At 60.4% G+C, this 11,482-nt stretch carries 10 protein-coding genes; 4 read left to right on the forward strand and 6 right to left on the reverse strand.

What is annotated here, in order from left to right; genetic code table 11:
* Positions 1–90 precede the first annotated feature (90 nt).
* Entirely contained in the window at positions 91–285 is a 195-nt protein-coding gene (locus QMX91_RS23865; RefSeq protein WP_135296115.1) for a hypothetical protein, read from the reverse strand.
* Positions 286–390: 105 nt separating this feature from the next.
* Between QMX91_RS23865 and thpR the strand changes: the two genes are divergently transcribed.
* Positions 391–930, forward strand: coding sequence for an RNA 2',3'-cyclic phosphodiesterase (gene thpR / locus QMX91_RS23870; RefSeq protein ID WP_282413480.1), 540 nt, complete (start codon positions 391–393; stop codon positions 928–930).
* 242 nt (positions 931–1,172) lie between these two features.
* Here the strand turns inward: thpR and QMX91_RS23875 are convergent, their stop codons facing one another.
* The 5 genes from QMX91_RS23875 to QMX91_RS23895 form a co-directional block, all read right to left on the reverse strand.
* A complete protein-coding gene (locus QMX91_RS23875; RefSeq protein WP_027611685.1) occupies positions 1,173–2,270 on the reverse strand; it encodes a polyamine ABC transporter substrate-binding protein in 1,098 nt (365 codons plus the stop codon).
* Positions 2,271–2,492: 222 nt separating this feature from the next.
* On the reverse strand, positions 2,493–3,365 hold the full coding sequence (locus tag QMX91_RS23880) for an ABC transporter permease subunit (protein ID WP_282413481.1): 873 nt from the start codon (positions 3,363–3,365) through the stop codon (positions 2,493–2,495).
* Complete coding sequence (locus QMX91_RS23885) at positions 3,362–4,243, reverse strand: ABC transporter permease subunit (RefSeq protein WP_171061872.1); 882 nt, start codon at positions 4,241–4,243, stop codon at positions 3,362–3,364. The genes QMX91_RS23880 and QMX91_RS23885 overlap by 4 nt, the downstream gene beginning before the upstream one ends.
* A gap of 29 nt (positions 4,244–4,272) precedes the next feature.
* Positions 4,273–5,415: a polyamine ABC transporter ATP-binding protein gene (potA, locus tag QMX91_RS23890; protein WP_041073459.1), complete on the reverse strand. Its 1,143-nt coding sequence runs from the start codon at positions 5,413–5,415 to the stop codon at positions 4,273–4,275.
* Positions 5,416–5,783: 368 nt separating this feature from the next.
* Positions 5,784–6,545 (reverse strand): gamma-glutamyl-gamma-aminobutyrate hydrolase family protein, encoded by a 762-nt coding sequence (locus QMX91_RS23895; protein ID WP_135296113.1) that lies wholly within the window; start codon positions 6,543–6,545, stop codon positions 5,784–5,786.
* Positions 6,546–6,827: 282 nt separating this feature from the next.
* On the opposite strand from QMX91_RS23895, the gene QMX91_RS23900 reads away from it, so the two are divergent.
* The 3 genes from QMX91_RS23900 (at position 6,828) to QMX91_RS23910 (ending at position 11,287) form a co-directional block, all read left to right on the forward strand.
* Entirely contained in the window at positions 6,828–8,204 is a 1,377-nt protein-coding gene (locus tag QMX91_RS23900) for a glutamine synthetase family protein (RefSeq protein ID WP_027611689.1), read from the forward strand.
* A gap of 254 nt (positions 8,205–8,458) precedes the next feature.
* Positions 8,459–9,952: an aldehyde dehydrogenase gene (locus tag QMX91_RS23905; RefSeq protein ID WP_282413483.1), complete on the forward strand. Its 1,494-nt coding sequence runs from the start codon at positions 8,459–8,461 to the stop codon at positions 9,950–9,952.
* Positions 9,953–10,003: 51 nt separating this feature from the next.
* The gene (locus QMX91_RS23910; protein ID WP_282413482.1) at positions 10,004–11,287 is read left to right on the forward strand and encodes an FAD-binding oxidoreductase; all 1,284 of its coding nucleotides are present in this window, start codon (positions 10,004–10,006) and stop codon (positions 11,285–11,287) included.
* Positions 11,288–11,482: the final 195 nt, after the last annotated feature.

Raw genomic sequence — 11,482 nt, forward strand, 5'->3', positions numbered from 1 at the left:
GGCTTGCTCGCGAAGGGGTCGGCACTGCCACTATCTTCATGGCTGACCCACCGCTTTCGCGAGCAAGCCCGCTCCCACAATGGCCTGTGGTCACTCTGGGGAGGGGGTTATCCGGCAGCTTTTGCGGTTGCGGATTTGCTCTTCCGTTGGCCGTTCGCGGACGAATTCGAAACGCGGTTCACCTTCGCTGTAATGCACTAGCCAGCCCCATTCCAGCTCGGTTTCATCCTGCCCTGGGCTGGGTGGCTGGGCCCACCACGGTTCTTTGCTGAGGATCTCGCGCATGGCGACCTCCGGTTCGATGGCAATCCTTGAACTATAGCCGGGTGTCGCCAGTCGTCAGAGGAGCCTGTGTAGAATCGGCTGATCGACGAGCGAAGGAGCAGGGCCATGACCGATGATGCGCGCAGGGATGAACCGTTCAAGCGACTGTTTTTTGCCCTCGACTGCCCGCCACCGCAACGCAAGGCCATTGCCCAGTGGCGCGGCGAGCTGGGGTTGCGCACCGGCAAAGCGGTGCCGGCGGATAACTTTCACCTGACGCTGCTGTTCCTCGGTGCCGTACCGCTGGCGCAGATCAATGAAGTTTGCGAGGCCGCCGGCAAGGTGCGCACGCCGGGTGAACCATTGAAGATCGTGCTGGATCGTCTGCAGGTCTGGCATCGGGCCGGAATTCTGTCGCTGGCGCCGGAGCAGGCGCCGCCGGCGCTGTTGCGTCTGGTGTATGCGCTGGAGCAGGCGATGCTGCCGTTCGGCTTCGAAGAATCACCACGCGAGTTTCGCCCGCACCTGACCCTGGCCCGTGACTATCGAACAGAGGCGCCGGAGGCCACTACGCCGCCGGAGTTTTTCCTGCGCGCCGAGCGCTTTGCCTTGTTCGAATCGCACAAGGGTCGCTATCGAATCCTGCAGGATTGGCCATTGAATTGAGCGCAGAAAAAAAGGCGCCCGAGGGCGCCTGAAATTCACCTGAGCCGAGGGAGCCAGGTGAGGCCGTTCATTGCAGGGTGCAGCGGTGGTAAGGCGCTGCGTGAACGGAAAACCGTAAACTTTCAAGCTGACACCTATCTCCTGTGGGAGTGGGCTTGCTCACGAAGGCGTCAGGTCAGTCAATTCATCTGTGCCTGACACTGCGCTTTCGCGAGCAAGCCCGCTCCCACAGGGTTATTCGGTTATTTACCGAGCTTCACCCGGGTCCAGCCGCGGGTCATGATCCGCTGGGTGGCAATCGGCTGATCCGGCACCGCATACAACGTCGCCATTACCGCCTGCGATGGATACGAACCCGGATCGTTGCGGATCGCTTCGTCCACCAGTGGCGTCGCCGCCGAGTTGGCGTTGCTGTAGCCGTTGCTGTTGGTGATCTCGGCGATGATGTCCGGACGCATCAGGAAGTTCATGAACAGGTAGGCGTTCTCTACGTTGGCGGCATCGCGCGGAATGGCGACCATGTCGTAGAAACTGCCGGCACCTTCCTTCGGAATGCTGTAGTCGATCTGCACCTTGTTGCCGGCTTCCACCGCGCGGGCCTTGGCCTGCAGCACGTCACCGGAGTAACCGACCGCCACGCAGATATTGCCGTTGGCCAGGTCCGAGATGTACTTCGAGGAATGGAAGTACGCCACGTACGGGCGGATCTTCATGAACAGCGCTTCGGCTTCGAGAATGTGCGCCTTGTCCTTGTCGTTCACCGGGTAGCCCAGATAGTGCAGGGCGGCCGGGATCATTTCGGTCGGCGAATCGAGGAAGCTGATGCCGCAGGCTTTCAGCTTCTCGGCGTTTTCCGGCTTGAACAGCAAGTCCCAGGAGTTGGTCGGGGCCTTGGCGCCGAGCACCTCCTTGACCTTGTCCGGGTTGTAGCCGATGCCGATCGAGCCCCACATGTACGGGAACGCATGGGCGTTGTCCGGATCACTGGCGGAGGCGTTTTTCAGCAGCACCGGGTTGAGATTTTTCCAGTTCGACAGCTTCGATTTGTCGAGCGGCTGATAGACCCCGGCCTTGATCTGCTTGGCCAGGAAACTGTTGGACGGCACGACAATGTCGTAACCGGATTTGCCCGCCAGCAAACGCGCCTCAAGGGTCTCGTTGCTGTCGAACACGTCGTAGGTCACCTGGATACCGGTCTCGTCTTCGAACTTCTTGACGGTGTCCGGCGCGATGTAATCGGACCAGTTGTAAACACGCAGCACCTTGTCGTTGGCCTGGACGCCCGTGGCGATTGCGCCCATTAAGGACAGTGTCAGCAGAGTCCTGCCAAACATTTTCATCGGTGAAACTCCATTCTTTTTATTCAAAAACACAAACCGGGTGTACGTAAAACCTGTGGCGAGGGAGCTTGCTGTGGTGAGGGGATTTATCCCCGATGGGTCGCGAAGCGGCCCCAAGCCAGGCACTTGCGGTGTAACAGGGACACCGCATGCAATGGTTTGGCGACTGCTTCGCAGCCGATCGGGGATGAATCCCCTCACCACAGTGTTCATCGGTGTTGCTTAGGCGGTGGCTGCGCGCTGAGGCTGCCACGCCTCATTCGCCGTCTGATCCATCGCTTCCTGAATCGCACGCTTGCGGTTGGCTTCTGCCTTGCGGCCGAAGTACCAGACCAGGAAGGTCACCAGCGACACCGCGAGCAGAATCAGGCTGGCCACGGCGTTGATCTCAGGCTTCACGCCCAGACGCACCGCCGAGAACACTTCCATCGGCAGCGTGGTCGAACCCGGGCCGGAGACGAAGCTCGCCAGCACCAGGTCATCCAGCGACAGGGCGAACGACATCATTCCGCCCGCTGCCAGCGACGGCGCGATCATTGGAATGGTGATCAGGAAAAACACCTTGAACGGCTTGGCCCCCAGATCCATCGCGGCTTCTTCGATCGACAGATCCAGTTCACGCAGGCGGGCGGAGACTACCACCGCCACATAGGCGGCACAAAACGTGGTGTGGGCGATCCAGATCGTGACGATGCCACGCTCCTGCGGCCAGCCGATCAACTGCGCCATGGCCACGAACAGCAGCAACAGCGACAGACCGGTGATCACCTCAGGCATCACCAGTGGCGCGGTGACCAGACCGCCAAACAGCGTGCGACCCTTGAAGCGCGTCACTCGTGTAAGAACGAAGGCGGCGAGAGTGCCCAACGCCACTGCAGCAATCGCGGTGTAGCAGGCGATTTCCAGCGAGCGCACCACCGAGCCCATCAGTTGCGTGTTGTCGAGCAGGCCGACGTACCACTTCACCGACCAGCCGCCCCACACCGTCACCAGTTTCGAGGCGTTGAACGAGTAGATCACCAGAATCAGCATCGGCAGATAAATGAACATCAGGCCGAAGATCAACATGAACTTGGAAAAACCGAAGCGTTTCATCCCCGTGCCTCCATCTCTTTGGCCTGGCTGCGGTTGAACAGCAGAATCGGCACAATCAGGATCAACAGCATCACCACCGCCAGCGCAGACGCCACCGGCCAGTCGCGGTTATTGAAGAACTCTTGCCACAGCACGCGACCGATCATCAGCGTCTCCGGGCCACCCAGCAGTTCCGGGATCACGAACTCACCGACCACCGGAATAAACACCAGCATGCAGCCGGCAATAATCCCGTTCTTGGCCAGCGGCACGGTGATTTTCCAGAAGTTGTTGAAGTTGCTCGACCCCAGATCCGACGCGGCTTCCAACAGGCTGCCGTCGTGCTTCACCAGGTTGGCGTACAGCGGCAGCACCATGAATGGCAGATAGGCGTAGACCACGCCGATATACACCGCGGTGTTGGTGTTGAGGATCTCGATCGGGTGATCGGTGAGCCCGGTCCACATCAGAAACGCGTTGAGCAGACCGTTGTTGCTGAGGATGCCCATCCACGCGTAAACACGGATCAGGATCGCGGTCCAGGTCGGCATCATGATCAACAGCAGCAGGACGTTTTGCGCTTCCTTGCTCGCCTTGGTGATTGCGTAGGCCATCGGGAAACCGATCACCAGGCACATCAGCGTGCTCAGCGCCGCGACCTTCAGCGAACCGAGGTAGGCCGACAGGTACAGCTCGTCTTCGCCGAGCATGGTGTAGTTGCCGATGTTGAGCATCAGTTGGAATTTCTGTTCGGCGTAGGTGTAGATCTCCGAGTACGGCGGGATCGACAGCGCGGCTTCCGAGAAGCTGATCTTCATCACCAGGAAGAACGGCAGCATGAAGAACAGGAACAGCCAGATGAACGGGATGCCGATGACGAACTTTCGCCCGCTGGGCACCAGGCGCAGGAATTGCTGATTGAAGGTTCTCATGAGCGCAGTACCACGCCGCTATCGTCTTCCCACCAGACGTAGACCTTGTCGTCCCAGGTCGGACGCGCGCCACGGCGTTCGGCGTTGGCCATGAACGACTGGACGATCTTGCCGCCCGGCAGTTCGACGTAGAACACCGAGTGGCCGCCGAGGTAGGCGATGTCATGCACTTTGCCTTCGGACCAGTTGTAGCGGGTCTCTGGCTTGAGGGTGCTGACGAGCATTTTTTCCGGGCGGATCGCGTAGGTGATCGACTTGTCCTGCACCGACGTGCTGACGCCGTGGCCGACGTAGATCTTCTGCTGCAGGTCCGGGCTGTGGATGATCGCGTGACCTTCAAGGTCTTCCACCACGGTGCCGTCGAAGGCGTTCACGTTACCGATGAATTCGCAGACCATGCGGCTGACCGGTGCTTCATAGATGTCGACCGGGCTGCCGATCTGGGCGATCCAGCCCAGATGCATGATCGCGATGCGCTCGGCCATGGTCATGGCTTCTTCCTGGTCGTGGGTCACCATCACGCAGGTCACGCCGACGCGCTCGATGATCTCGACCAGTTCCAGTTGCATCTGCGAACGCAGTTTTTTATCCAGCGCGCCCATCGGTTCGTCGAGCAGCAACAGCTTTGGACGTTTAGCGAGGGAGCGGGCAAGGGCGACGCGCTGGCGCTGACCGCCGGACAACTGATGGGGTTTGCGTTTGGCGTATTGGGTCATGTGCACCAGGCGCAGCATCTCTTCGACACGGGCATCGATTTCGCTGGCCGGCAAACGGTCCTGCTTGAGGCCGAAGGCGATGTTCTGCGCCACAGTCATGTGCGGGAACAGCGCGTAGGACTGGAACATCATGTTGATCGGCCGCTCGTATGGCGGCATGTCGGTGATGTCCACGCCGTCGAGCAGAATCCGCCCTTCGGTCGGCCGCTCGAAACCGGCGAGCATGCGCAGCAGGGTCGATTTGCCCGAACCGGAGCCACCGAGCAGGGCGAAGATTTCGCCCTGATGGATCTCCAGGGACACATCGTCCACTGCCGTGGTTTCGTCGAACTTCTTGGTGACACGATCGACTTTCACCAGAACCTTTTTCGGTTGCTGGTGGCCTTCAAGTGCCTTCCGGTAAGTGCTGGAGGCGTTTGCCATGTGAAACTCCCAACAGGTTTCGTTCGCTCGGCCAACGTGGCCGGGCTTAAGTGGATTGCAAGCCTGTAAGCGCAATTTCAGTCATTACATATCCCCTGTAGGAGTGAGCCTGCTCGCGATGAGGCCATGTCAGTCGACATCTCTGTTGACTGGTCTATTGCTATCGCGAGCAGGCTCACTCCTACAGGGGGAATTGCGCATGCTTAACTGACCTTGCGCTGCCGAGGGCTTGTTCGGCGCCGCCGTCCTGGCTGCCTGGGTCGTACTTGTTGTTATTACGGTTTGTTGTTTTCACGGATGACGGATGCGCACACGCGCAACCGCCGACCCCGTGGGGGCAGTAAACAGTTTTGAAATCCTGGGTGGTGTCAGCGCTGGCTGCGACGCGTCGCCCGTTGCCGGCAAGCCTCACCGAACGCCTGGAAAATCTTCAGGTAGTTCGGGTTGTCCAGTACCTGCCATTCCGGGTGCCATTGCACGCCGAGGGCGAAGGTCGGGCTGTGCTCGACCGAGATCGCCTCGATCAGGCCATCCGGCGCCACCGCTTCGGCACGCAGGCCGGGCGCGAGGCGGTCGATGCCCTGGCTGTGAATCGAGTTGACCTGGAACTCGCCCGGCAACGCCAGCGCTTCGAACACACCGCCCGCCAGCACGCTCACGGCATGCGCCGGTGCGTACTGCACGGCCACGTCCGGGCTGTCTGCTTCACGGTGATCGAGCATGCCCGGCAGCTCATGCACTTTCTGGTGCAGGCTGCCGCCGAACGCCACGTTCATTTCCTGGAAGCCACGGCAAATGCCGAGTACCGGAACGCCCGCCGCAATGGCTGCACGCAATAAAGGAAGGGTAGTGGCGTCCCGCGCCGGATCGTGATCCGTACCGGGTTCGCTGGCCGGGCCTTGATAGTGGAAGGGCTCCACGTTCGAGGGTGAGCCGGTCAGCAACAGACCGTCGAGCTGACCGAGCAGGTCTTCGATTTCAGTCAGTTTGCCAAGGGAAGGAATGACCACTGGAAGACCCTGAGCGCCAACGCTGACAGCACGTACGTACTTGTCGCCGCTGATGTGATAGGGGTGCAGGCCAATCTGTTTGACGCACGCAGTAACGCCGATCAATGGCTTGAATGCCATTTTTATTCACCTCGAAGTTTGACACTTGAACGAGCTTTTCCGGAGCTTAGCCTCGTTGATTTTAATTAACAACTGCCATGTAAAAAATTCTAAACGCCGTTCATCCAATCTTCATGATTCCAGGCCTTGCGGCGCCTGCATTGGCACGTGAGTGTTAAAAAAAGCCCGAAAAATAAACGCTGAACGGCCAGGTGTTCGCTATTGACTTCACTTTGCCTTTCGGATTGACTGGCTCGGCGAAACAGCGGTGAACATAATAATTAACAGCTAAATAGGTGCATCATGTCGGTCCCTCTGCGTGCCGTTCAACTCAACGAAGCAAACGCATTCCTTAAGAAACATCCTGAGGTTTTGTACGTCGACCTTCTGATTGCAGACATGAACGGTGTGGTGCGCGGCAAGCGCATCGAGCGCACCAGTCTTCACAAGGTTTACGAGAAAGGCATCAACCTGCCGGCCTCGCTCTTCGCCCTCGACATCAATGGCTCCACCGTGGAAAGCACCGGCCTGGGCCTGGACATCGGCGACGCCGACCGCATCTGCTACCCGATCCCGGGCACCCTGAGCATCGAGCCGTGGCAGAAGCGCCCAACCGCACAGTTGCTGATGACCATGCACGAGATCGAGGGCGAGCCGTTCTTCGCCGACCCGCGTGAAGTGCTGGCCAACGTGGTGCGCAAGTTCGATGAACTGGGCCTGACCATCTGCGCCGCGTTCGAACTGGAGTTCTACCTGATCGACCAGGACAACGTGAACGGCCGTCCGCAGTCGCCACGTTCGCCGGTCTCCGGCAAGCGCCCGGTGTCGACTCAGGTGTATCTGATCGACGACCTCGACGAATACGTCGACTGCCTCCAGGACATTCTGGAAGGCGCGAAAGAGCAGGGCATTCCGGCTGACGCCATCGTCAAGGAAAGCGCCCCGGCGCAATTCGAAGTCAACCTGCATCACGTCTCCGACCCGATCAAGGCCTGCGACTACGCGGTGCTGCTCAAGCGTCTGGTGAAGAACATCGCCTACGACCACGAGATGGACACCACCTTCATGGCCAAGCCGTATCCGGGCCAGGCGGGCAATGGTCTGCACGTGCACATTTCGATCCTGGACAAAGAAGGCAACAACATCTTCGCCAGCGAGGATCCCGAGCAGAACGCCGCGCTGCGACATGCGATCGGCGGTGTGCTGGAGACCCTGCCTGCGCAAATGGCCTTCCTCTGCCCGAACGTCAACTCTTACCGCCGTTTTGGTGCGCAGTTCTACGTGCCGAACTCGCCGAGCTGGGGCATCGACAACCGCACTGTTGCAGTCCGTGTGCCAACCGGTTCGGCCGACGCCGTGCGCATCGAGCATCGCGTGGCCGGTGCCGACGCCAACCCGTACCTGCTGATGGCTTCGGTACTGGCCGGTATTCACCACGGCCTGACCAACCAGATCGAGCCGGGCGCGCCGGTTGAAGGCAACAGCTACGAGCAGAACGAACAGAGCCTGCCGAACAACCTGCGCGACGCACTGCGCGAGCTGGACGACAGCGAAGTCATGGCCAAGTACATCGACCCGATGTACATCGACGTGTTCGTCGCGTGCAAGGAAAGCGAGCTGGCCGAGTTCGAGAACTCGATTTCCGACCTTGAGTACAACTGGTATCTGCATACGGTGTGATGGTTTCGGCCCTCAAAAGCCAAGAGCTCCTCACCCTAACCCTCTCCCGGAGGGAGAGGGGACTGACCGGGGATGCTTGGGAAATCCTGCGACCTGAACCTGCTTTACCGAATCCATAATCGACTCGGTCATTCAGGTCGGCGCAACTCCCGAGACAACTCGGTCGGTCCCCTCTACCTCTGGGAGAGGGCTAGGGTGAGGGCAGCTATCTCAAGCCAGACACGACACCCCCAATTCCCCCTTGTCGAGCCACAATAATGACAACCACACGCAACGACTGGGAACAACGCTTCCAGTCCCTGACCATCGAATCCCGCGCGTTCATCAACGGTGAATATCGCCCGGCGATCAGCGGCGCCACCTTCGAATGCCTGAGCCCCGTCGACGGCCGTTTTCTCGCCTCCGTGGCCAGCACCGATGAAGCCGATGCCAACCTCGCCGTCGAAGTCGCCCGTCAGTCGTTCAACTCCGGCGTGTGGGCCAACAAAGCCCCGGCCGAGCGCAAACGCATCCTGATCCGCTTCGCCGATCTGATCCTGCAACACCAGGAAGAACTGGCGCTGCTGGAAACCCTCGACATGGGTAAACCGATCAGCGACTCGATGAGCATCGACATCCCGGCGACCGCCAATGCGATCCGCTGGAGCGCCGAGGCCATCGACAAGATCTACGATGAAGTTGCCGCCACGCCGCACGATCAACTCGGTCTGGTGACCCGCGAGCCATCCGGCGTAGTCGCCGCGATCGTGCCGTGGAACTTCCCGCTGATCATGGCCAGCTGGAAATTCGCCCCGGCCCTGGCCGCGGGCAACTCGTTCATTCTCAAGCCTTCGGAAAAGTCGCCACTGACCGCGATCCGCATCGCGCAACTGGCACTGGACGCGGGCATCCCGAAAGGCGTGTTTAACGTGTTGCCGGGCTTCGGCCACACCGTCGGCAAGGCGCTGGCGCTGCACATGGACGTCGACGTGCTGGCCTTCACCGGCTCCACGGCGATTGCCAAACAACTGATGATTTATGCCGGCCAGAGCAACATGAAACGCGTCTGGCTCGAAGCCGGTGGCAAGAGCCCGAACGTGGTGTTTGCCGACGCTCCGGACTTGCGCGCGGCCGCCCAGGCTGCGGCCGGTGCGATCGCCTTCAACCAGGGCGAAGTGTGCACTGCCGGTTCGCGCCTGTTGGTCGAGCGTTCGATCCGCGAGCAATTCATCCCGCTGCTGGTGGAAGCGCTGCAAGCGTGGAAACCGGGGCACGCACTGGATCCTGCGACCACCGTCGGCGCGGTGGTTGATCAGCGTCAACTGGACAACGTGCTGCGCTACATCAGCATCGGTCGCGAGCAGGGCGCCGAGTTGATCGCCGGCGGCCAGCGCGCCCTCGAAGAAACCGGTGGCCTCTACGTGCAACCGGCGATCTTCGATGGCGTGACCAATGCGATGACCATCGCTCGCGAAGAAATCTTCGGCCCGGTGCTGTCGCTGATCACCTTCGACACCGTTGAAGAAGCGCTGCAGATCGCCAACGACAGCATCTTCGGCCTCGCTGCCGGTGTCTGGACCAGCAACCTGAGCAAGGCGCACACCTTCGCTCGTGGCCTGCGGGCCGGCAGCGTCTGGGTCAACCAGTACGACGGCGGCGACATGACCGCGCCGTTCGGTGGTTTCAAACAATCGGGCAACGGTCGCGACAAATCGCTGCACGCGTTCGACAAGTACACCGAGCTGAAAGCGACCTGGATCAAGCTCTGATTTTCTACAGCGGTGGTCGCCTTTGATGGGCGACCTTCGGAGAACAATAAAATGAAGCAACAACACGTTAACAGCTACTACGCCGCCACCCGCAACGAAGTCATCGACTTCCCGACCCTTGAAGAGTCGGTCGAGTGCGACGTCTGCATCATCGGCGCCGGCTACACCGGCCTGTCCTCGGCGCTGTTCCTCACCGAGGCCGGCTATAAAGTCACGGTGCTGGAGGCGGCGAAAGTCGGCTACGGCGCCAGCGGTCGCAATGGCGGGCAACTGGTCAACTCCTACAGTCGCGACGTCGATGTGATCGAAGAACGCTACGGCGACAAGACCGCGGAAATCCTCGGCAGCATGATCTTCGAAGGCGCCGACATCATCCGTTCGCGGATCAAGGACTACGACATCAAATGCGACTACCGCCCGGGCGGCATTTTCGCAGCGATGAACAAGAAACAGCTCAACGGCCTGGCCGAGCAGAAGCGCAGTTGGGAACGTTACGGCAACAAGAACCTGAAGATGCTCGATGCCGCTGACATCCGTCGCGAAATCGGCTCCGACGCCTACGTCGGCGGCCTGCTGGACATGCAGGGCGGTCACGTGCATCCGCTGAACCTCGCTCTCGGTGAAGCCGCGGCCATCGTGCGTCTGGGCGGCAAAATCTACGAGCAGTCGGCAGCCGTGGAGATCAAGTACGGCGAGCCGAACGTCGTGCGTACTGCCAAAGGCCAGGTGCGCGCCAAGTACCTGCTGATCGCCGGCAACGCCTATCTGCCGCAAGGTCTGGACAACCGCGTGACCGCGAAAAGCATGCCGTGCGGCTCGCAGATCGTCGTCACCGAACCGCTGACCGAGAAGCAGGCGCGCAGCCTGATCACCAACAACTATTGCGTCGAAGACTGCAACTATCTGCTGGATTACTACCGCCTGACGGCCGATAACCGTCTGCTGTACGGCGGCGGCGTGGTCTACGGCGCCCGGGAACCGGACGACATCGAACAGCTGATCCGCCCGAAGATCCTCAAGACCTTCCCGCAGCTCAAGGACGTGAAAATCGACTACCGCTGGACCGGCAACTTCCTGCTGACCATGTCACGCATGCCGCAATTCGGCCGCATCGAGAAAAACGCCTACTACATGCAGGGCTACAGCGGCCACGGCGTCACCTGCTCGCACCTGGCCGGCAAACTGATCTCGGAAATGATCCGTGGCGACGCCGAACGCTTCGACGCCTTCGCCTCGCTGCCGCACATGCCAATGATCGGCGGCCGCACCTTCTCCGCCCCATTGACCGCCCTCGGCGCCGTCTACTACTCGCTGCGCGACCGCTTCGGCATCTAAGTTACCTCCCCGGCGGCGGTCCCCAAGACCCCGCCGGTTTTTAATACTGTAGCAACACCGCCGATGGCGGCCTGACAACCGCTACCAAGCTAAATGACACAAAACAGATCCAACTGTGGGAGCGGGCTTGCTCGCGAAGGGGCCAGTTCAGCCAACGCACATGTTGTCTGACACAGCGCTTTCGCGAGCAAGCCC

It is taken from the genome of Pseudomonas sp. PS01299 (genome assembly GCF_029960145.1).
GTDB classification, from domain to species: Bacteria; Pseudomonadota; Gammaproteobacteria; order Pseudomonadales; family Pseudomonadaceae; genus Aquipseudomonas; species Aquipseudomonas putida_A.

Excerpts from the sequence above, each read along its gene's own strand:
- QMX91_RS23865 (WP_135296115.1), bottom strand. The coding sequence starts at position 285 with ATGCGCGAGATCCTCAGCAAAGAACCGTGGTGGGCCCAGCCACCCAGC.
- thpR (WP_282413480.1), top strand. The coding sequence starts at position 391 with ATGACCGATGATGCGCGCAGGGATGAACCGTTCAAGCGACTGTTTTTT.
- QMX91_RS23875 (WP_027611685.1), bottom strand. The coding sequence starts at position 2,270 with ATGAAAATGTTTGGCAGGACTCTGCTGACACTGTCCTTAATGGGCGCA.
- QMX91_RS23880 (WP_282413481.1), bottom strand. The coding sequence starts at position 3,365 with ATGAAACGCTTCGGTTTTTCCAAGTTCATGTTGATCTTCGGCCTGATG.
- potA (WP_041073459.1), bottom strand. The coding sequence starts at position 5,415 with ATGGCAAACGCCTCCAGCACTTACCGGAAGGCACTTGAAGGCCACCAG.
- QMX91_RS23895 (WP_135296113.1), bottom strand. The coding sequence starts at position 6,545 with ATGGCATTCAAGCCATTGATCGGCGTTACTGCGTGCGTCAAACAGATT.
- QMX91_RS23900 (WP_027611689.1), top strand. The coding sequence starts at position 6,828 with ATGTCGGTCCCTCTGCGTGCCGTTCAACTCAACGAAGCAAACGCATTC.
- QMX91_RS23910 (WP_282413482.1), top strand. The coding sequence starts at position 10,004 with ATGAAGCAACAACACGTTAACAGCTACTACGCCGCCACCCGCAACGAA.